General features: G+C 67.2%; 20 protein-coding genes. 11 read left to right on the top strand and 9 right to left on the bottom strand.

The window, feature by feature from the left end; genetic code table 11:
* Nucleotides 1-91: 91 nt before the first annotated feature.
* The 4 genes from CPH63_RS18350 to CPH63_RS18335 form a co-directional block, all read right to left on the bottom strand.
* A complete protein-coding gene (locus CPH63_RS18350; protein ID WP_157749639.1) occupies nucleotides 92-1,075 on the bottom strand; it encodes a hypothetical protein in 984 nt (327 codons plus the stop codon).
* A gap of 78 nt (nucleotides 1,076-1,153) precedes the next feature.
* Nucleotides 1,154-1,594, bottom strand: coding sequence for a chemotaxis protein CheW (locus CPH63_RS18345; RefSeq protein ID WP_096304225.1), 441 nt, complete (start codon nucleotides 1,592-1,594; stop codon nucleotides 1,154-1,156).
* A complete protein-coding gene (locus tag CPH63_RS18340) occupies nucleotides 1,594-4,122 on the bottom strand; it encodes a chemotaxis protein CheW (protein WP_096304224.1) in 2,529 nt (842 codons plus the stop codon). The genes CPH63_RS18345 and CPH63_RS18340 overlap by 1 nt, the downstream gene beginning before the upstream one ends.
* Nucleotides 4,122-4,328: a hypothetical protein gene (locus CPH63_RS18335; RefSeq protein WP_096304223.1), complete on the bottom strand. Its 207-nt coding sequence runs from the start codon at nucleotides 4,326-4,328 to the stop codon at nucleotides 4,122-4,124. Before CPH63_RS18335 ends, CPH63_RS18340 begins: the two co-directional genes overlap by 1 nt.
* Nucleotides 4,329-4,534: 206 nt before the next feature.
* Here CPH63_RS18335 and CPH63_RS18330 point away from each other — a divergent pair, with 206 nt between their 5' ends.
* From CPH63_RS18330 to CPH63_RS18310, 5 genes are all read left to right on the top strand, one after another.
* Nucleotides 4,535-6,052 carry an NAD(P)/FAD-dependent oxidoreductase gene (locus CPH63_RS18330; protein WP_096304222.1) on the top strand — a complete coding sequence of 506 codons (1,518 nt, stop codon included), beginning with the start codon at nucleotides 4,535-4,537 and terminating at the stop codon, nucleotides 6,050-6,052.
* Nucleotides 6,053-6,122: 70 nt separating this feature from the next.
* The gene (locus CPH63_RS18325; protein WP_172892233.1) at nucleotides 6,123-6,509 is read left to right on the top strand and encodes a PleD family two-component system response regulator; all 387 of its coding nucleotides are present in this window, start codon (nucleotides 6,123-6,125) and stop codon (nucleotides 6,507-6,509) included.
* Nucleotides 6,506-6,994 carry a chemotaxis protein CheX gene (locus CPH63_RS18320; protein WP_197704436.1) on the top strand — a complete coding sequence of 163 codons (489 nt, stop codon included), beginning with the start codon at nucleotides 6,506-6,508 and terminating at the stop codon, nucleotides 6,992-6,994. Before CPH63_RS18325 ends, CPH63_RS18320 begins: the two co-directional genes overlap by 4 nt.
* Nucleotides 6,994-7,350 carry a response regulator gene (locus CPH63_RS18315; protein WP_096304220.1) on the top strand — a complete coding sequence of 119 codons (357 nt, stop codon included), beginning with the start codon at nucleotides 6,994-6,996 and terminating at the stop codon, nucleotides 7,348-7,350. The genes CPH63_RS18320 and CPH63_RS18315 overlap by 1 nt, the downstream gene beginning before the upstream one ends.
* Nucleotides 7,351-7,434: 84 nt before the next feature.
* Nucleotides 7,435-7,911: a hypothetical protein gene (locus tag CPH63_RS18310; RefSeq protein WP_096304219.1), complete on the top strand. Its 477-nt coding sequence runs from the start codon at nucleotides 7,435-7,437 to the stop codon at nucleotides 7,909-7,911.
* Between the two features lie 51 nt (nucleotides 7,912-7,962).
* On the opposite strand, the gene CPH63_RS18305 is transcribed toward CPH63_RS18310, so the two are convergent.
* Nucleotides 7,963-8,934 carry an aldo/keto reductase gene (locus CPH63_RS18305; protein ID WP_096304218.1) on the bottom strand — a complete coding sequence of 324 codons (972 nt, stop codon included), beginning with the start codon at nucleotides 8,932-8,934 and terminating at the stop codon, nucleotides 7,963-7,965.
* An 85-nt stretch (nucleotides 8,935-9,019) separates the two neighbouring features.
* Between CPH63_RS18305 and CPH63_RS18300 the strand changes: the two genes are divergently transcribed.
* The 4 genes from CPH63_RS18300 (at nucleotide 9,020) to CPH63_RS18285 (ending at nucleotide 13,164) form a co-directional block, all read left to right on the top strand.
* On the top strand, nucleotides 9,020-9,922 hold the full coding sequence (locus CPH63_RS18300) for an alpha/beta fold hydrolase (protein WP_096304217.1): 903 nt from the start codon (nucleotides 9,020-9,022) through the stop codon (nucleotides 9,920-9,922).
* A 164-nt stretch (nucleotides 9,923-10,086) separates the two neighbouring features.
* On the top strand, nucleotides 10,087-11,562 hold the full coding sequence (locus CPH63_RS18295) for an MFS transporter (RefSeq protein ID WP_096304216.1): 1,476 nt from the start codon (nucleotides 10,087-10,089) through the stop codon (nucleotides 11,560-11,562).
* Nucleotides 11,563-11,611: 49 nt separating this feature from the next.
* On the top strand, nucleotides 11,612-12,307 hold the full coding sequence (locus CPH63_RS18290; RefSeq protein WP_096304215.1) for a TetR/AcrR family transcriptional regulator: 696 nt from the start codon (nucleotides 11,612-11,614) through the stop codon (nucleotides 12,305-12,307).
* Nucleotides 12,308-12,354: 47 nt separating this feature from the next.
* On the top strand, nucleotides 12,355-13,164 hold the full coding sequence (locus CPH63_RS18285) for an alpha/beta fold hydrolase (RefSeq protein ID WP_096304214.1): 810 nt from the start codon (nucleotides 12,355-12,357) through the stop codon (nucleotides 13,162-13,164).
* Here the strand turns inward: CPH63_RS18285 and CPH63_RS18280 are convergent.
* The 4 genes from CPH63_RS18280 to CPH63_RS18265 form a co-directional block, all read right to left on the bottom strand.
* Nucleotides 13,154-13,969: an ABC transporter permease gene (locus CPH63_RS18280; protein WP_096304213.1), complete on the bottom strand. Its 816-nt coding sequence runs from the start codon at nucleotides 13,967-13,969 to the stop codon at nucleotides 13,154-13,156. The two genes, CPH63_RS18285 and CPH63_RS18280, sit on opposite strands and share 11 nt — an antisense overlap.
* Complete coding sequence (locus tag CPH63_RS18275; RefSeq protein ID WP_096304212.1) at nucleotides 13,966-14,976, bottom strand: ABC transporter ATP-binding protein; 1,011 nt, start codon at nucleotides 14,974-14,976, stop codon at nucleotides 13,966-13,968. The genes CPH63_RS18280 and CPH63_RS18275 overlap by 4 nt, the downstream gene beginning before the upstream one ends.
* Nucleotides 14,973-16,076, bottom strand: coding sequence for a transcriptional regulator (locus CPH63_RS18270; protein ID WP_096304211.1), 1,104 nt, complete (start codon nucleotides 16,074-16,076; stop codon nucleotides 14,973-14,975). Before CPH63_RS18270 ends, CPH63_RS18275 begins: the two co-directional genes overlap by 4 nt.
* A gap of 66 nt (nucleotides 16,077-16,142) precedes the next feature.
* Nucleotides 16,143-16,385 carry a hypothetical protein gene (locus CPH63_RS18265; protein WP_197704434.1) on the bottom strand — a complete coding sequence of 81 codons (243 nt, stop codon included), beginning with the start codon at nucleotides 16,383-16,385 and terminating at the stop codon, nucleotides 16,143-16,145.
* A gap of 120 nt (nucleotides 16,386-16,505) precedes the next feature.
* Here CPH63_RS18265 and CPH63_RS18260 point away from each other — a divergent pair, with 120 nt between their 5' ends.
* Nucleotides 16,506-17,579, top strand: a complete 1,074-nt coding sequence (locus CPH63_RS18260; protein ID WP_172892232.1) for a LacI family DNA-binding transcriptional regulator — start codon at nucleotides 16,506-16,508, stop codon at nucleotides 17,577-17,579.
* Between the two features lie 81 nt (nucleotides 17,580-17,660).
* On the top strand, nucleotides 17,661-18,872 hold the full coding sequence (dinB, locus tag CPH63_RS18255; RefSeq protein ID WP_241895727.1) for a DNA polymerase IV: 1,212 nt from the start codon (nucleotides 17,661-17,663) through the stop codon (nucleotides 18,870-18,872).
* Nucleotides 18,873-18,955: the final 83 nt, after the last annotated feature.

The raw sequence follows: 18,955 nt of genomic DNA, 5'->3' as shown, positions 1-18,955 counted from the left end.
ACCACCCCCGCTTCCGCGTTCGTACGTCCTGCACATTGGGCGCTATGACGCGCAATGTGCAGGACGTTCGCAGACAGATCTGGACGGACGGCTAGCTGGCGAGCGCAGTGACCCAGGCCTTGGCCAGCGACTGCTTGGTCTCCTCGGCCAGGACGTCACCGACGACGCTCGCGTGCAGGTGCCCGCTCACGATGTTCCAGATTCCCTCGGCCCCGTCGGCGGCGTTGAGGCCACTCTCACCGAAGGCCTGAACGGCGAGCAGTTGCGCAGTCGCCGCGGCGTGCACCCGGCCGGTTGTCATGACGGCCCAGGAGGTCTCGTGCACGGCCGCGGCCCAGGTCTCGACGCCCGAACCGAGCACGGTGTTCACACCGCGCAGCCGGATACAGCCGTCCGGGCCAAGCTGGCGAAGATCCTGCAGAATGCGCATGATCGGCAGCGCGCAGGGGCCGACATTCGGCGCGCGGTGGGGGAGTCCGCCCCGAACCCGATCGAGGGGGGTGCGCAGCCGGGCGGCGAACTCATCATCGAGGTCGGCCACCCATTCGGCGGCGATGGCATCCACAAGGGCATTGGCGGCCAGGCGGGCGTGGTCGGGGTCAACCGGCACTCCTCGCTGGGACTCCGTCTCGCCCATCGGAAACGGCGAACCCGGCGTACACCAGCCCAGAACATCGCGGCGGATCAGCTGCTCCAGCACGTCGATATCGATGATCATGCTGTGCAGCAGGGCATCGATGGCGCTGGCCAACTGCTCCTGCGCGCTCAGTGAGGGGTTCGTCTCCGGCCGCGGATCGGCCGGCCGGGCCTGGACCGGCCGTGCTTCGCTCACCGCTGCACCGGAGCGTCGCGTGTCCCGGACGCTGCGCAGCGGGCGGGAGATCGGATCGGTCGCGATCGCTCGCGCCCGCCACAGGCCGAATCCGGGATCGCTGGCTGAGCCGGTGGCAAATAGCGGCAGATCCTGCGCCTCGAGGCTCAGCCCGAGCAGCAGAATCTCAGCCACCGCCGACCCGTGCGGGTGGCGCACCAGATCGAAGCCGATGATCGGCGCACTCACTAGAGAGATCGTCATGCTTCACCAATGATCAAGAATGAAATCCAGTAGCTCATCGTCGCGATCAGAGTACTGGGCGGTCGCTGCGGCTACCGATCAGGCGGCGGCGGGTTCGGTGCTGACGTCCAGCGCCCGCTCGACGTTGAGGACGAGCAGAAGTCGTCCGTCGAGCTTGTAGGCCCCGGTGATCAGCTCACGCAGTGCACCGTGCAGGGTCTCCGGCGGCGCCTCGAACTGCGACTCCTCGACCTCGATGACGTCGCCGATGCTGTCGACCAGCAGGCTCCAGACCTCGTTGCGGAAGCAGACGACGACGTTCATCGACGGACGCTGTTCGACCGTGGTGGCGACGCCCATCCGCAGACGCAGATCGAGCGCGGTGACGACCTGGCCGCGCAGGTTGATCAGACCGGTGACGTACTTCGAGGCACCCGGGGCAGGCGTGCGCGTCTGCTCCATCAGCACCTCCTGAACCTCACCGACGGGGACCGCGCAGAGGTAGTCGCCGAGGTGGAAGGTCGCCAGCAGGGTGGCCATCAGTTGGCTCCGATCAGGTCGTAGTTCTCGCCCGAGAACTGCTCTTGGTCGGCGAAGTACTCGCCGGTGAAGGCTGCTCCGGACGTGGCGTCCTCGGCGAAGAACATCGGGTCGGCGGCGAGAATCGCCGCGCGGACGTCGAGCATCTCGGTGACGCGATCACGGATGACCGCCGATCCGATGAGGCCGATGTCCTCGACGTCGCTGTGCACGACCGAGCTCTCCGCGACGATGTCCACGATCTCGCCGACGGCCAGCGCGACGCTGCGTCCGTGGGCGGAGTAGACGACGCCGGGGATGGTCTCGCGGTCATCGTTGAAGCCACTGCCAAGGTGCTCCGAGAGGCGCACCAGCGGCATGATCGCGCCACGGTAGCGGACCACATCACGGCGGCCGACGCGCTCGATGCTGTCGGCCGGGAACTGCTCGAGACGGGTGACCACGTCGAGCGGAACGGCGACCCGACGGTCACCGCCGAGAGCGACCACCAGCAGCTGACGCTCCGAGGAGCCGGCTCCGGCACCCCGGCTGCGCTGGCTCTGTGCGCTTTCGTGCGAGTCGACGGCGCGCAGCCGGCGGCGGGCCAGGCTCTGCACATCGAGGATGAGGGAGACCGCGCCGTCACCGAGGATGGTGGCGCCGGCGTAGAGGCCGAGCTCCTTCAACGCGCTGGACAGCGGCTTGACGACGATCTCCTCGGTGTCGAGGACCCGGTCGACGACCAGCCCGAATCGACGATCATCGGCTTCCAGGACGGCGACCACCAGGGTGCCGACCTCCTCGTCGGTGGCGCGCTTGAGCTTCAGCGCCTCGTCGAGGCGGACCAGCGGCAGCAGCGAGCCGCGTAGGCGGTACACCTCGGCTCCAGCCATGTTCTCGACGCCGGCCGAGCTGCGTTCGTCCAGGCTTACCAGCTCCAGCAGGTTCACCTGCGGGATGGCGAAACGCTGGCCGGCGCACTCGACGGTGAGGGCGGGGACGATCGCCAGGGTCAGCGGGATGCGCAGACGCCAGGCCGTACCGACACCGACCGTGGAGTCGACGTCGATGGAGCCGCCGATCCGCTCGATGTTGGTGCGCACCACGTCCATGCCGACGCCTCGTCCGGAGACGTTGGTGACGGCCGAGGCGGTTGAGAAACCGGGGACGAAGACGAGCTGAAGGATGTCGTTCGGGCCCATCGAGTCGAGCTGGGCCTGGGTGACGATGCCCTTCTCGACAGCCTTACGACCGAGTACCTCAGGGTCGAGGCCCTTGCCGTCGTCCTTGATCTCGACCAGGATCTGGCCGCCTTCGTGGGCGGCGCGCAGCGTGAGGACACCGGTGGTGTCCTTGCCGGCGACGCGGCGCGTCTCGGGGTCTTCGATGCCGTGGTCGATGGCGTTGCGCACCAGGTGGGTCAGCGGGTCCTTGACCGCCTCCAGCAGGGTGCGGTCGAGCTCGGTGTCGCCACCCTCCATCTCGAGGCGGACGGTACGCCCCAGCTGTGAGCTGAGGTCGCGCACGACTCGCGGGAGCTTCGACCAGACGTGGTCGATCGGCTGCATGCGGGTGCGCATGACACCCTCCTGCAGCTCGCCGGCCACCAGGTTGAGCCGGTGGCAGGCGCGCCCCAGCTCATCGTCTTCGATGGTGCTGGCCCGCTGCACGATCTGGTTGCGGGCCAGGACGAGCTCTCCGACCAGACGCATCAACTGCTCGAGCAGGGTCACGTCGACGCGAATCGTCGAGTCGCCGATGCCCGGTCGGCCATCGGCCTCGGCCGGGGCGGCGGCGTTCGGGTTGGCCTTGGCCGCAGCGGCCTTGGCCGGAGCCTTCGCGGCGGCTGGCTTGGCGGTGACCGGCTCGACGACTGCGGTCTCGACCGGAGTGACGGCGGCGGTCTTGGCCGCAATCGCCTTCGCCGGAGCGGCCTTCGCCGGAGCGGCCTTCGGGGCGGCCTTGGCGGTGCTGGCTCGCGGGGCACGTGGCTTGGCCGGCGCCTTCGGCTTCAGGATCTCCAGCCCGCTCGGGCCGGCGGCGGGGGCTGCGTCCGCAGCGACCGGCTCGGCCGTCGCGTCAACGACAGCCTCGACCTCAGCGTCGGCGTCAACGGAGGGGGCGGCTTCGCCGGCCGCAGCCTCGGCCAGCTTGCTCTCCAGCAGCGCGCGCAGCTCCTCGACCAGCGGGGTGACGTCGGCGTCGCCTTCGTTGTGCTGCTGTTCGATGTTGACCAGGATCGCCCGGACGGCGTCGACCATGCGCAGCAGCGCGTCGGCGGTGTCCGGTGTCATCCGGAAGGCACCGTCGCGCAGCTTGGCCAGCAGGCTCTCACCGGCGTGGGTGACGGCCTCGAGCCGGTGGTAGGCGAGGAATCCGCTGGTTCCCTTGATGGTGTGGATGGTGCGGAAGATGCTGGCGAGGAGCTCGCGGGAATCCGGCGTCTGCTCCAGCGAGACGAGGTCCCGGTCGAGCTGATCGAGGTTCTCGTGGCTTTCGATCAGAAATTCCTGGACGATCTCGAGATCGAGATCTTCGTTCGAAGACATCAGGCCCCCTGGCGGCGGAGCTGGGCCGCATCGTTGTTCATCGTTGACGAGGTGTCCGGCGTCTGGCTCGACTGCGCACTACGGAACGGGTAGGAGCCGAGGGTCGCGTTGAGGGCGAGCAGTTCGCGGTGAGCCGAGAGAGTGGTGACCATACGGGCGTACTGGTCGGCCTGCGGTTCTGCAGCGGGCGAGCATGACTGCGACATACGTGAACTTCTCTCTCATCAAGACGCGATGGTGCCGGACACACCTTCTATCGGTCAGTCTCGGGACGATATGAGAGGCGCCGACGAGTTATCGTCGCGGTCACCGGCGCGGCACAGAGACCCGCGACGCCAGTTCCGTGGACGGCCAGTACCTGATACCGTCCAGGCGAGTCGTTGTGGTTCTTCCTGACGAGTGAAGGAGTGACATGTCAGTCGAGCGGGTAGATGTGCTCATCGTCGGGGCTGGTCTCTCCGGCATCGGCGCCGCCTGTCACCTGCAGATCGACAGCCCGGGCAAGAGTTACGCAATCCTAGAGTCGCGGGAGGCGATGGGGGGTACCTGGGACCTCTTCCGCTATCCGGGTATCCGTTCGGACTCCGATATGTTCACCCTGGGTTACGACTTCCGTCCGTGGACGGAGGCCAAAGCGATCGCCGACGGCGAGTCGATCCGCAACTACATACGCCAGGTCGCGGCCGACTACGACGTCGAGGAGAAGATCCGCTACCGGCATCGGGTGATCAGCGCCGAGTGGTCCTCGGTCGAGGCCCGCTGGACGGTGACGGCCGAGCGCACAACGGTCGACGGCAGCGTCGAGACGGTGCTGATCAGTTGCTCGTTTCTGCAGGTCTGCGCCGGCTACTACCGCTACGACGAGGGCTATACCCCTGAGTTCGCCGGGGTCGATGAGTTCGCCGGGCAGGTCGTGCACCCGCAGCACTGGCCCGAGGACCTCGACTACACCGACAAGCGGGTGGTGATCATCGGCAGCGGAGCGACCGCGGTGACTCTGGTCCCGTCGCTGGCCGAGCGGGCCGCGCACGTCACCATGCTGCAGCGCTCGCCGACCTACATCATCTCGCTGCCTTCGAAAGACCCGATCGCCGATAAGCTGCGCCGGCATCTGTCGCCGCAGCGGGCCTATGGAATCGTCCGCCGTAAGAATGTCCTGGTCACCATGCTGAGCTACCAGCTCAGCCGCCGCCGGCCGCAGTTGATGAAGTCGATCCTGCGCCGCGGCGTGACTCGTCAGCTCCCCGAAGGCTATGCGGTCCAGACCCACTTCGCCCCCAACTATGAGCCGTGGGACCAGCGCCTCTGCGTCGTCCCGGATGGTGACCTGTTCCGGGCCATCCGCCACGGGGACGCCGAGATCGTCACCGACCGGATCGTCGCCTTCACCAAGACCGGAATCAAGCTCAAGTCCGGTGCCGAGCTGCCGGCCGACATCGTGGTCACCGCGACCGGCCTGAACATGCTCGGAATCGGCGGTATGACGCTGAGCGTGGACGGGGCCCCGGTCGATCTCTCCAGCACGCTCGCCTACAAGGGCATGATGCTCTCCGGCGTACCGAATTTCGCGCTCACGATCGGGTACACGAACGCCTCCTGGACGCTCAAGGCCGATCTCATCGCCCACTACGTGTCGCGGCTACTGAAGTACATGGATGCCAGCGGGTATCAGATCGTCACCCCGATCGCGCCACAGAACCTCGACCCGGCCGAGCTCGGCCCGATCATCGACCTCAAGTCCGGCTATGTGCTGCGGGCGCAGAGCGCCTGGCCGAAGCAGGGGCCGGTCGCGCCGTGGCGGCTGTACCAGAACTACTTCCGGGACGTGAAGCTGCTGCGCAAGGGGTCGATCACCGACGAGGTTCGCTTCTCCCGGGCCAGCGCGGTGCCTGCGCAGGAATCTGCGATCGGATTGTCGCCGTTTGCTTAAGGTGGCACCCCGTCGGCCGATGGGAGGGCATGCCGGAACGCCCGGTTGTCAGCCAGGCCAGGAGTTCGTCTTGCAAGCAATGGTGATCGACGATTCACGCGCCATGCGCATGATCCTTCGGCGAGTGCTCACGACCGCTGGATTCGAGGTCACCGAAGCTGGTGACGGCCAGGAGGCACTCGACCTGCTCAACGCCACCGAGGAGCCGCCGACGTTGGCGCTCATCGACTGGAACATGCCGAACATGAACGGTCTTGAGTTCGTGAAGGCCGTTCGTGCGATTGAGAAGTACTCCGACGTCACCCTGATGATGGTGACCACCGAGAGTGAGCACGGCCAGATCGTGCGTGCCCTCGCCGCCGGTGCCCATGAGTACGTGATCAAGCCCTTTACCCCCGATGACATCGTCGAGAAGCTGGATCTTCTCGGCCTCACTCCAGCCGGAGCACATTCATGACCTCCCTCGCGGAAGTACCCAACAAAGCAGACCTCGCTGAACTGATCTCGGCGGTCTGGACCTCGTTCATGTTCGAGGAGATCCTCCCGATCGAAGACGAGGCCGCGGCCGCGAAGCCGACCCACAACGAGGTCGTCGCCTCCGTGTCGATCATGGGTGGCTGGTCGGGGCAGCTGATTCTCGCGACCACCCGCGCCTGTGGCACGGCGGTGGCCTCGACCATGTTCGGCTCCGAGGACAAGGTCCCGGACGAGGAACTCGCCGACGCGGTCGGGGAGTTGGCCAACATCGTCGGCGGCAACGTCAAGTCGATGCTGCCGTCGCCTTCGTCGCTCTCGCTGCCGCAGGTCGTCATCGACGCTCACATGCTGGCTGTCCCGTCGGCCCAGCTGCGCACCGTCACCGTGATGGCCTGGGGCGAGCACCACATCGTCGCCTCCCTCTGGGAAGCGGCTCCGTCCAACCACCTGCTCGGAGGTCTGTGATGCACCTAATCGTTGCTGACGATTCCGCCGTCATGCGCCGTATCGTCGTCCGCGCGCTCCGCCACGGAGGCTTCGACTGCGAAGTGACCGAGGCCTCCGACGGCGCTGAGCTCGTCGAACTGGTCATCAACGGCTCGCCCGACCTGGTCCTCTCCGACTGGAACATGCCCAACGTCACCGGTATCGAGGCGCTGCGCACCATCCGGGCCCGCGGTTCGGACGTCCCCTTCGGTTTCGTCACCTCCGAGCGCTCCGACGCGATGCGCCAGCAGGCCGCCGACGCCGGAGCCGCCTTCCTCGTGGGTAAGCCGTTCACCCCGGAAGATCTGCGCGAAGCCATCGCCGCCTGCGTCTGAGGCCGGCTAACTCTGGCCGACTCTGGCCGACTCAGCACACCTCCGTAAACCCGCTCATCCAGTACATCCTCAAAGGACTGATCCATGTTTCTCCCGTCCGCCAAGTCCGTGAAAGACGTCATCGAAGCGACGATCGGTCGTGACTGCGAGATCGCGGCCGTCGACAAGATCTCGCCGGTCGACGGCGCCGGGGGCATGATCGTGACGTACTGGGACGATCAGGCCAAGAACCAGGTGGCGATCCTGTGGAGCCCGGAGGCGGCCGCGTTCGTCGGTAGCGCCTTCGCCCTGCTTCCGCCGCTGGCGGCCAAGGAGATGGCCGCCGAGCGCGACGTCCGGATCGACGTCATCGAGAATCTGGTCGAGGTCTGCAACGTCGTATCGGCGGTCTTCGAGCACCCGCGTAACCCGGGAGTTCGCCTCAACGAGCCGTACTTCCCGCTATCGCAGGCTCCGACCGAGCTCGTCAAGCACATGTACCAGCACTTCGACCGCGTCGACTACGACCTCACCGTGGACAACTACGGAACAGGGAAGATCTCGTTCGTCGCGATTGGATGAGCCGTCAAGTGCAGCGATTGGATGAGCCGTCAGGCCCACTGAAATCGTGGATCAGCGGAACCCGGCCACCTGGTGGGGTGTGTAGTTCTCCTCCAGCCGGGCCGTCTGGGCGTCGCTGAGCTCAATCTCCAGTGACGCCACCGCGTCGTCGATGTGTGCGACCTTGGTCGCCCCGATGATCGGCGCGGTTACCGCCGGATTCTGGGACACCCAGGCCAGCGCGATCTGCGCCGGTGTGACACCGTGCTCACCGGCCACCTCGGCCACCCGCTCGACGATGCTGCGATCCCCTTCGCTGTAGAGGGACTTTCCGAACTCATCGGTGTCGCCGCGAGCCGTCGTCTCATCCCACGGACGGGTCAACCGCCCGCGGGCCAGGGGGCTCCACGGAATAACCCCGATGCCCTCCTCGTAGCACAGCGGCAGCATCTCCCGCTCCTCTTCGCGGTAGATCAAGTTGTAGTGGTTCTGCATGGTGGAGAACCGGGTCCAGCCGTTGAGGTCGGCCAGGTAGAGCGCCTTGGCGAATTGCCAGGCGTGCATCGACGACGCGCCGAGGTAGCGCACCTTTCCGGACTTCACCACGTCGTGGAGCGCTTCGAGGGTCTCCTCCAGCGGCACGTCGTAGTCGAAGCGGTGGATCTGGTACAGGTCGATGTAGTCGGTGCCCAACCGGCGCAGGCTCGCGTCGAGTTCGGCCAGGATGGCCTTGCGGGAGAGGCCGGCTCCGTTCGGCCCGGGGCGCATGCGTCCGTGGACCTTGGTCGCCAGCACGATCTCGTCGCGATCGGCGTAGTCGAGCAGTGCTCGGCCGACGATCTCTTCGCTCGTACCGGCCGAGTAGACGTTCGCCGTGTCGAAGAAGTTGATGCCGGCGTCGAGGGCCTGCTTGATGAATGGGCGACTCGTCTCTTCGTCCAGCGTCCAGGCGTGGTTGCCGGCCTGCGCGCTGCCGAAACTCATGCAGCCCAGGCAGATTGCCGAGACGTCGAGGCCAGTCGAACCAAGCTTGAGATACTTCATCGCGGTCTCCCCGAACGTTGTGAACCTAGCTACTGCCGACACTATCGGGGCTGGTCCGTGCGTTGTCAGTTGGTATAACAAACCTATGAGTTTTGTAAAAGCCGACGAGGTGCCGAGCTGGTTCCGCCAGGCCCTGGCCGACGAGGCCGAGGTCGGCCGCTTTCAGGTCGACGGTGTCGAGATCAACTACCGAGCCTGGGGACCCGCCGGATCGAAAGGGTTGATCCTGGTTCACGGGGGCGCGGCCCATGCCCAGTGGTGGGATCACGTCGCGCCACTACTGAGCCGGCATCTTCGGGTCGTGGCGATCGACCTCTCCGGGCACGGCGACAGCGGTCGGCGGTCCGACTACGCCCTCGAATCCTGGGCGCGTGAGGTATTGGCCGTCGGCGCCGAGGCCGGTATCAGAAGCAAGCCGATCATCATCGGGCACAGCATGGGCGGCTTCGTGGCGCTGACCGCCGCCACCCTGGCCGGCTCGCAGATCGCCGGAATCATGACCATCGACTCACCGGTCTGGGACTTGACGCCGGAGGACGAAGCTGCGCGTCGCCGGGGCGCGTTCGGTCCCCTGAAGATCTATCCGAGCCGCGAGGCCGCCGTGGCCCGGTTCCGCCCGGTGCCCGACCAGGACGTCATGCTGGACTACGTCAAGGCGCATATCGCGGAGAATTCGGTGCGTCCAATGGACGGCGGCTGGGCCTGGAAATTCGACCCGCAGGTCTTCCGCCGGACCGCTATGAGCTTGGCTACTCTGAACCGTCTCGAATGTCGGGTCGCGCTCTTCCGCGCCGAGCTCGGCCTCGCAACCGAGGACCTCACCGAGGCGATGTATGACCGCCTGGGCCGGATCGCCCCGGTTATTGAGATCCCGACGGCCGGGCATGCGGTGATGCTCGATCAGCCACTCGCGTTGGTCTCCGCGATCCGCGCGCTGCTGGCCGATTGGGAGCACTCGGTGATCTCTGAGCGCCCGGTCGCCTATTAAACTCGAGACGAGGCCGCCCCGCGAGCAGGCCAGCACCCCAGCCGGGGGGTTGTGATTCCGCTTTCAGTCCGCTCAGGCGGAGGGAGAGCTCCGCTTATCTCGATAGGATCAGTTAAGTTTCCGGATACCACACTCCGGTTCTGTGCCGACTGGAGATTGAAGAGATGGCCGCCGCCGCCAAACGTAACCGCTACCAAGTGACCTTCGTCGTCCTCGCGCTCGGCGTAGCGGCGTACTCGCTGCTGCAGTCGCTGGTCTCGCCGGTGCTGCCCCTGCTGCAGAGCGATCTGCACACAACGCAGAACAACGTCACCTGGGTCCTCACCGCCTATCTGCTGTCGGCGTCGATCTGCACCCCGATCCTCGGGCGTATCGGCGACATGGTGGGCAAGGAGAAGGTGCTGGTCGGTGTCCTGGTGGCGCTGGCTGTCGGCTCGGTCCTCGCCGCGGTCGCGGGCTCCATCGGCGTGATGATCATCGCCCGGGCCATCCAGGGAGCGGGCGGTGGCATCATCCCGCTCTCCTTCGGCATCATCCGCGACGAGTTCCCGCGTGAGAAGGTGGCCGGCGCGGTCGGTGTCATCGCCGCTCTGCTGGCCGTCGGTGGTGGGCTCGGGCTCGTGCTGGCCGGCCCGATCGTGAACACGCTGAACTACCACTGGCTCTTCTGGATCCCTGCGGCGATCGTCATCGTGGTCGCCGTCACGACCCACTTCGTCGTTCCGGAGTCGCCGGTGCGTACGCCGGGTCGGATCAGCTGGGGCGCGGCGATCCTGATGTCGGGCTGGCTGGTGGCTCTGCTGGTCGCCGTCAGCCAGGCGCCGGCCTGGGGCTGGGGTTCGCCGGCCGTCATCGGACTGCTCATCGCCGCCGTCGTGCTGGCTGTGGCCTGGGTGGCGCTCGAGCTGCATTCGGAGCAGCCGCTCATCGACATGAAGATGATGCGTATCCCGGCCGTCTGGACCACGAACCTGGTCGCCTTCCTCTTCGGTGTCGGTCTCTACTGCACCTTCGCGTTCATCCCCGAGTTCGTCCAGACGCCGGCCACCGCCGGCTATGGCTTCACCGCCAGCATCACGCTCTCCGGCGTGCTGGTGCTGCCCATGACGGTGGCGATGTTCATCTGCGGATCGATCTCCGGGCCGTTGTCGGGTCGTTTCGGGGCCAAGGCGGTGCTCGTCTCGGGATCGGCCATCAGCGTTCCGCCGTTCCTGATCCTGGCCTTTGCCCATGACCAGGTCTGGGAGATTCTGCTCGCCATGGCGCTGCTGGGTGCTGGCTTCGGGCTGGCCTTCTCGTCGATGTCGAGCATCATCGTGGACGCCGTCCCGTCCCACCAGACCGGTGTGGCCAGCGGCATGAACGCCAATATCCGCACCATCGGCGGTTCGATCGGTGCCGCCGTCGTGGCCAGTGTCGTCACCGCGAACACGCTGCCGAGCGGCCTGCCGGCGGAGTCGGGCTACACCGCGGGCTTTGCGCTGCTGGCCATCTCACTGGTGCTCGCGACCCTCGCCGGACTGCTCATTCCCAAGCTGAACGTGGTCCGGGACTCCCACCAGCAGGAGCAGGCAGCCATGTCACATCCAGCGCTCGCCCTCGTCGCCGCTGGTACCGTCGTCGGGGACGAATCCGAGTAATCCAAGACATGAGCAGAGACATGAGCAAGGACGTGAGCAGGGCGTGACGATGCGTGCGGCTACGGCCAAACCGGGCTGCCCGGATGAGGCGTCGGTTGCCGTCCGGCCGCTGCGTCGCGACGCGGCGGAGAACCGCGAACGGCTGCTGGATGCGGCGCGTTTCGTGTTCGCCGAGTACGGGCTCGATGCGAGCGTCGAGGAGGTGGCCCGGGCCGCCGGAGTTGGCATGGGGACGCTCTATCGCCGCTTTCCGACCAAGCAGGCCCTCATCGATGAGCTTGTCGGCAGTATGCGGCGAGAGTTGCTGGTGCTGGCCCAGAACGCAGATGGTCTCGTCGACGGCTCCGGCCTGGAGACGCTGCTCCTCAACGCCGGGAAGTTTCAGGCGAAGCAGCCCAGCTGCCTGCAGCGGCTCTGGAGTCACTCGGACGCCGAGTTGGGCGCGATGGATGATTTCCGCGAGATTGTGGCCACGCTGCTTGAGCGCGCGCAGCAGAACGGCCGGATTCGCCCGGAGGTCACCAGCACCGACATCTCGATGATCTTCTGGTCAGTCCGCAGCATCATCGAGATGACGCGTGCGGTGGCGCCGACGGCGTGGCGGCGCCACCTTGAGCTGCTTATCGCCGGGTTGCGTCCGGTCGCCGCGGAGAACTTGCAGGTCGCCCTGGTCGAGAAGCCACTCACCAGGACACAGGCCCAGCGCTGCATGGACGGCGACGCGGTCCGCGAGGGCCGCCGCTAGGCGCAGTTCTGCCCCACTGACTTAGCATTCGCGCGGATGATGGACGGGTGCTACTCGCCTCGCTTTCGCCTGCTCGTCGCCGGTTGTACCTGAGCCTGGCGGCCGCGCTGGTGATCCTGGCGGCCGCCGGCCTCACCCTCGCGCTGCGAGGACACAGCAGCGCCGCCGCCAGCGCGCCCGCGCAGGAGGATGCTGGCCCGGTGCTGCTGATCCCGGGCTACGGCGGCTCCACGGGCGCGCTGGATGCGCTGCTGCTGAAGTTGAAGGCCGCCGGGAAAGCCGATGTGCAGGTGGTGAACCTGCCCGACGGGGGAACCGGAGATCTCAACGAGCAGGCTCAGACCGTCGCGTCGGCGGCCTCCGACCTGCAGACCCGAACCGGAGCGCGATCGCTCGATGTGGTCGGCTACTCGGCCGGCGGTGTCGTTGCCCGTCTCTGGCTCCGCGACTACGGGGGCACTAGGTTGGTTCGCCGGCTGGTTACCCTCGGCTCGCCCCAGCACGGCACCCGGCTGGCGGATCTCGGTTCATTGGTGCCGGGGGAGTGCCCGCTGGCCTGTCAGCAGCTGGGCACCGGAAGCGAACTGCTCACCGAGCTGAACTCAGGTGACGAGACTCCCTCCGGCCCGAGCTACGTCTCGATCTGGACCACCCACGACAGCGTGGTGCTACCCCCGGACTCCGCCGTCCTCGCCGGAGCCCTGAACATGAGCGTTCAGAGCGTCTGTGCGACGTCGACGGTGTCTCACACCGCCCTGCCTACGGACTCTCTCGTTCAGAAGATGGTGCTGGCGGAGCTCTCCGATGGACCACCCGTGCCGCTGTCGTCCGCCGACTGCATCCGCCTCAGCTCGTGATGTCCTTGCTCGAGAAGTTCGCCCAGGCCGCAGCCAGCAGCACCAGCACGTAGACGGCCTGCAGCGCGACACCCCGTTCTACGTTGCGGAGCAGGATCGGATCCCGGAAGAGATCGACGAAGGAGAGCCAATACCTGGTCGGTAGGTAGGGTTTGATCGCCCGTGATGCGTCAAGGGTGAGCAGCAGCGACGAGCCGATGAGGAAGGCCAGGGCGCCGAGGCTGGCCGTCATGGGGGAGTCGGTGAGGGTGGAGAGGAAGAGGGCCATCGCCGCCACCGACAGCATTGAGAACGCGACGTAGGCGACCGCGACGAGGGTGCGAATGACGATGTTTCCCGGTGTCAACGGCGTTCCCGAGACGCTGGTGACGGCGGCCTCGATCGGCTGATTTCCCAGCAGGAGACGTCCCAGCAGGAAGCCCGAACCGGCTACCACGACGACCGACACAGCCACGAAGGCGAAGATCGCCACCAGCTTGGACACCAGCAGCCGGGTGCGCCCGACCGGTCGAATGAGCAGGTAGCGCAGCGTTCCACCCTGCGCCTCGCCGGCGACCATGTCGCCGGCGACTACGGCGACGGCGACCGGCAGGAAGAGCGGCAGCACGATGGCCAGTGCGGCAACGCTGAAGAGCGATCCGTTGGTGAGGACGGCCGAGAGGAAGGCCGGCCCCTGACCCGGTCGTGGCCCCAGGTGCGTGGTCGCCAGCAGGACCGCGACGATGGTCGGCAATGACACGAGCAGGGCGATCGTCATCCAGGTTCGCGGGCGGCGGAAGAGCTTGACCAGTTCGACCGTGATCATCGGCCTGCTCCGTCGGTTGGCTGGAGCCCGTCATGTGGCCCGAGAGCGTCGGCCGAAGTCTTCTGCGGCAGCTGAGGTGCAGCGGTGTTGGTCGATGCGGTGCGGCTGGGATCGGTGAGGTCGAGCACGACCTCCTCGAGGCTGCGGCGCTGCGGGCCGAGCTCGTCAACCCGCACCGCATGAGCGACCAGGTGGGCGTTCAACTCCGCAGCGTTCGCGTCGGCGACAACCAGCCGGTCGCCATCCCGCTCCAGCACCCGCCCGTCGAGCAGAGCCAGTGTCGCTTCGACGTCCCGAGTGCGGATGACCGTGTTACCGGTCGGGCGACGTAAGACGCCGAGCTCCTCCTGCACGACCAACCGGCCCCGGTCCAGCACCCCGACCCGAGTGCACAGCTGCTCCACTTCGGCCAGCAGATGGCTGGAGAGGAAGATGGTCGTGCCGTCGCGATGCAACTGCAGGAGTAGCTCGCGAATCTCCCGAATGCCTTGCGGATCAAGCCCGTTTGTCGGCTCGTCCAACACGAGCAGTCGTGGCCGGCGCAGCAGAGCGGCCGCCAGCCCGAGACGCTGTCGCATCCCCAGCGAGTAGGCCCGCACCGGGCGTCGGCCCACAGCGTCCAGACCAACCTGCTCCAGCACCTCGTCGATGCGACGACCGCGCTCGGTACGGCTGAGCCGAGGGGCGGGCCCACCGCCCGGGCCGCTGGCGTCGAACGTGGCCAGATTGGCCCGTCCGGAGAGATGGCCATAGAAACCTGGACCTTCGACGAGCGCACCGAGCTGCGGAAGAACCCGACCCGCGGCTTTCGGCATCGGCTCGTTGAGCACCTCGATCGACCCTGAGGTCGCGAGGACCAAGCCGAGAAGCATCCGTACGGTCGTGGTCTTCCCCGAGCCGTTGGCGCCGAGGAAGCCGTAGATGTCGCCCTCCCGCACATCGAGATCGACCGTGTCGACGGCGACCAAAGAGCCGAATCGTTTGGTCAGCCCGGTTGTTCTGATCACCGGGGGCGCCGCAGGCTCGTCGGGAGACGGTCGATAGCGCTGCGCAGGGTGTCGGGGTCGACCGTGCCGACCAGGAGCCAGGCCGCGCGTCGGTTCAGATCCGGGCCGAGCAGCAGGCTGACCGGCCCGATGACTCCGAGCTGGTAGTCAGAAGTGGTCGCGATGCCGGGCACCTTCTTCAGTTGCTCGCGTAACCCGTCGGCGGTGCTGACCGGAAGTGGAATCGCGGCAAGTTCGGTGACGCCCCGGCCGTAGGTACCGACTCGGGTCAGGCCCTGCAGGAGAGTGTTTCGCGGCAGCCCGGCGAGCTCGGTCGGCGGCGTGAGCTGGCCGAAGCGATTCACCGCACTGGCGATGTCCGCCTGATTGGTCTCCCGTACGGTCGCGCTGGGCGGCGGGATGAAGCGAGTGATGTCGGGCGAGGGATCGTCGGTGCGGAAATCGAGGAAGGCGCTCGTGAGTGAGGGGTTCTGCTCGCCCCGGGAGTAGACCTCGACGCGGAGCGCGATCCCGGTAGCCTCATCGGCCCAGACGTCCACCCGGTCGATCGTGCTGGCCGAAGCAGCCGGAGTAAGCCGCAGGCCGGTCGCGCTGCGCTGCGCGATGCGGCGGGTCGGAAGCCGGCTGACTTCGCCGGAGGTCGCCTCGCTGAGCAGGCGCCGAGCCAAGTTGGAGGGGAGCAGGTCGGCCGGCACCGGCAGCCGCAATTGGTTCGGCCCGTAGGTGGTGCGGATGACCTGATTCGTCTCGTAGTCCCAGGTCCAGGTGCCCGCGGTGTCGGAGTACAGGTCGGTCTCGCCGTCCACGGAGAGCGAGTCGACGCGCCAGTCGGCGGGCCCTCGCGACCAGACCCGCATCTGGGTCTGGTCGCCGAAGAGGTTGGCCAGCACGCTGTATTGCTGTGTGACCGGGAGGGCGAGGCCCCCGTTGGACTCGGCGTAGCCGGAGTATGTTGCCCCGGCCGAGCTGTTGATCCGGCCCAGCAGCTCAGCGGCCGGGGTACTGCTGCCGGCCACCGGAAGTGTGCCGACCGCGGCCGGCACACTGATCAGTAACGCCAGTCCCGTCGCGAAGATCAGCCAACGGCGGGTGCGAGACATTCTTCAGAGTACGTCCGCGGCTCGGCGTGCTACGGCTCTGAAGTTATTACCAAACGGTGATGGAGGTCAGGCGGCCTTGGCATCGATGACGGCGAGGACGTGGCGGATCTCGGCGGTCTCTTCGATGGAGTGGCGGCTAAGGATCGCATCGAGCTCGAGACGATCGGCGGCGCTACTGTAGTGGGCGAGTTCGCGCTCGAGCTCGCGACGGGCCTTACGGGCGGCGCGACGCTCGGCCAGCTGCTCACGCAGCTCGCTGAACAGCGGGCTGGCGGGGACGACCTCTGGGGTGTGTGCGTGCTGTGCCATGGTGTTTCTCCTCTTTGGATACTGCTTCTTCCGATCCAACAAACTTGTCAGAATCGCTTTACTAGAACGTTCTAGTACAACGATACTGGATCGATCTAGATGCCGCTCGGGAGAAAACTGATGCGCACGTCACAACAACGCATAACGCTCGTAAAGCTCGCTGAGGATCTCGGCGTCTCGCGGGCGACCGTATCCAACGCCTACAACCACCCCGACCAGCTCTCCAAGGCGCTGCGGGCCCGAATCCTGCAGCGGGCCGAAGAACTGGGTTTCGCCGGACCGGATCCGGCCGGGCGGCAATTGCGCGGGGCACGCGTCGGTGCGGTCGGAGTGCTGGTCGACCAGGGCCTCTCCTACGCCTTCTCCGACCCGACGGCCGTCCGATTCCTCGACGGTCTGGCCCGCGAGGTGCAGTTGGACGGCTTCGGACTCCTGGTGCATGCCGCCTCCGACGGTGAGGACGACCTGCGGCGAATCCGCGATGCCTCAGTCGACGCCTGGGTCATCCAGTCGCTTCCGGACGAGAGTCTCGCCGTCGCCGCGGCACGGGCGCGGGGCAAGCCGATGGTGGTACTCGACCAGCCGGCCCTCGACGGCGTGCCACTGGTGAGCATCGACGACTTCGCTGGGGCGGTCCTGGCGGCCAACCACCTGATCGAACTCGGCCATCGCCGCATCGCGGTGTTGACGATGCCGTTGCTGCCAGACGGTCGTCAGGGGATGGCCGACGCGCACCGGCAGGCGGCGATCGCCTACCGGGTCATGCGGGAGCGACTCGGCGGGGTGCGCAGTGCGATGGTGGCGGCCGGTCTCGATTGGGACCAGATCTCGGTGTTGGAGTGCGCCTCGAACGATCCGGACGCCGGTGCCCTTGCCGCGCAGACGCTGCTGGAGTCTCATAGACCTCCGACCGCGCTGCTGGCGCTCAGCGATCAGATCGCGCTCGGCGCCCTGCGTGGTGCGCAGGAGGCGGACGTGCACGTCCCGGACCAACTTTCTGTGATCGGGTTCGACGACTCACCACTGGCGCAGCACGCCTACCCGCCGCTGACCACCGTCGCGCAACCGATCCGTACCCGGGGGCAGGCGCTTGGATCGGCCCTGCGGGCACTGCTGCGCGGCGAGGAGGTCGACTCGCCCGAGCCCTACGACGTGAGCCTGGTGGTGCGCTCCAGTACGTCAACGCCCTGGTGAGCCCCTGTGAGCCCTCGTTGATCGGCTGAGCGGGCAGCGGCATAGCCGGCCAGTATCGAACAGATGTGCGATACTGGGCCGGTGAGCGACGAGCCCGGGATCCTGCACGCGGATCTCGACGCGTTCTACGCATCGGTCGAACAGCGCGACGATCCGCGACTGCGGGGGCGACCGGTCATCGTCGGTGGCGGCGTGGTGCTGGCCGCAAGTTACGAGGCGAAGGCTCGCGGGGTCCGCACCGCGATGGGGGGACGGCAGGCGCTCGGGCTCTGCCCGGAGGCGATCGTGGTGCCGCCACGAATGACCGCGTACAGCGCAGCCAGCAAGGCGGTCTTCGCCGTATTCGACGACACGTCACCGATCGTGGAGCCGATCTCCATCGACGAGGCGTTCATCGACGTCCGCGGGCTGCGCCAAATCGCCGGCCGGCCCAGCGAGATCGCCGCCCGGCTGCGCGCCGCGGTGCTGCAGCGCGTCGGGCTTCCGATCACCGTCGGGGTGGCCCGAACCAAGTTTCTGGCCAAGGTGGCCAGCGGCGTCGCCAAGCCGGATGGGCTGCTGGTCGTGCCGGTGGAGGGCGAACTGCAGTTCCTGCACCCGCTCCCGGTGCAGCGACTATGGGGCGTTGGGCGAATCACCGCGGATAAGTTGCTCACCCGCGGCATCGTCACCGTCGCCGACGTGGCCCAACTCGACGAGCGCACGTTGGTGTCGATGCTGGGCGCCGGTTCCGGGCGGCACCTGCACGCACTGGCCAACAATCACGATCCGCGCCCGGTCACGGCCGGGCGACGGCGTCGGTCCGTCGGTTCACAGAGCGCCCTGGGGCGCCGCCGCCGCTCACCGGCCGAACTCGACGTCCGCCTGATCAGTCTGGTGGATCGGGTCTGCCGGCGGCTGCGCGCGGGCCACCGGGTCGGCCGTACGGTTGTGCTGCGCCTGCGTTTCGACGACTTCACCCGGGCGACCCGGTCCCACACGCTGCCGGCCCCGACCGATGACACCGCGGTGGTGCTGGCCGCGCTCCGGCAGTTGTTGGGCGCCTGCGCCGGACTGATCGCCGAGCAGGGGATCACGTTGATCGGTATCGCCGTGGCGAACCTCGACGATGCCGACACCATCCAACTCGAACTCCCCTTCGACTCCCACGACCGACGCAGTCTCGACGCCGTGCTCGATCAAGTGCGGGATCGCTACGGCTCGTCCTCGATTACCCGCGGGGTGCTGGTCGGGACGCCGGAGGGGCTGAGCATGCCGATGCTCCCGGATCCGCCGCGCCGGAGCGCAGAGTGAGCGGTCTCGCCCGACGCCGCGGCGAATCGGCCCGGCCAATCCTGGTAACTCGCTCGACACCGCCAGCGGGTAGCGTGCCAGTA

This window comes from Jatrophihabitans sp. GAS493, assembly GCF_900230215.1.
Classification (GTDB): Bacteria; Actinomycetota; Actinomycetes; order Mycobacteriales; family Jatrophihabitantaceae; genus MT45.
This window is presented reverse-complemented; position numbering and strand designations above follow the sequence as displayed.

Coding starts and splice junctions, on each gene's coding strand:
- CPH63_RS18350 (WP_157749639.1), bottom strand. CDS start 1,075: ATGACGATCTCTCTAGTGAGTGCGCCGATCATCGGCTTCGATCTGGTG.
- CPH63_RS18345 (WP_096304225.1), bottom strand. CDS start 1,594: ATGGCCACCCTGCTGGCGACCTTCCACCTCGGCGACTACCTCTGCGCG.
- CPH63_RS18340 (WP_096304224.1), bottom strand. CDS start 4,122: ATGTCTTCGAACGAAGATCTCGATCTCGAGATCGTCCAGGAATTTCTG.
- CPH63_RS18335 (WP_096304223.1), bottom strand. CDS start 4,328: ATGTCGCAGTCATGCTCGCCCGCTGCAGAACCGCAGGCCGACCAGTAC.
- CPH63_RS18330 (WP_096304222.1), top strand. CDS start 4,535: ATGTCAGTCGAGCGGGTAGATGTGCTCATCGTCGGGGCTGGTCTCTCC.
- CPH63_RS18320 (WP_197704436.1), top strand. CDS start 6,506: ATGACCTCCCTCGCGGAAGTACCCAACAAAGCAGACCTCGCTGAACTG.
- CPH63_RS18315 (WP_096304220.1), top strand. CDS start 6,994: ATGCACCTAATCGTTGCTGACGATTCCGCCGTCATGCGCCGTATCGTC.
- CPH63_RS18310 (WP_096304219.1), top strand. CDS start 7,435: ATGTTTCTCCCGTCCGCCAAGTCCGTGAAAGACGTCATCGAAGCGACG.
- CPH63_RS18305 (WP_096304218.1), bottom strand. CDS start 8,934: ATGAAGTATCTCAAGCTTGGTTCGACTGGCCTCGACGTCTCGGCAATC.
- CPH63_RS18300 (WP_096304217.1), top strand. CDS start 9,020: ATGAGTTTTGTAAAAGCCGACGAGGTGCCGAGCTGGTTCCGCCAGGCC.
- CPH63_RS18295 (WP_096304216.1), top strand. CDS start 10,087: ATGGCCGCCGCCGCCAAACGTAACCGCTACCAAGTGACCTTCGTCGTC.
- CPH63_RS18290 (WP_096304215.1), top strand. CDS start 11,612: ATGCGTGCGGCTACGGCCAAACCGGGCTGCCCGGATGAGGCGTCGGTT.
- CPH63_RS18280 (WP_096304213.1), bottom strand. CDS start 13,969: ATGATCACGGTCGAACTGGTCAAGCTCTTCCGCCGCCCGCGAACCTGG.
- CPH63_RS18270 (WP_096304211.1), bottom strand. CDS start 16,076: ATGTCTCGCACCCGCCGTTGGCTGATCTTCGCGACGGGACTGGCGTTA.
- CPH63_RS18265 (WP_197704434.1), bottom strand. CDS start 16,385: ATGGCACAGCACGCACACACCCCAGAGGTCGTCCCCGCCAGCCCGCTG.
- CPH63_RS18260 (WP_172892232.1), top strand. CDS start 16,506: ATGCGCACGTCACAACAACGCATAACGCTCGTAAAGCTCGCTGAGGAT.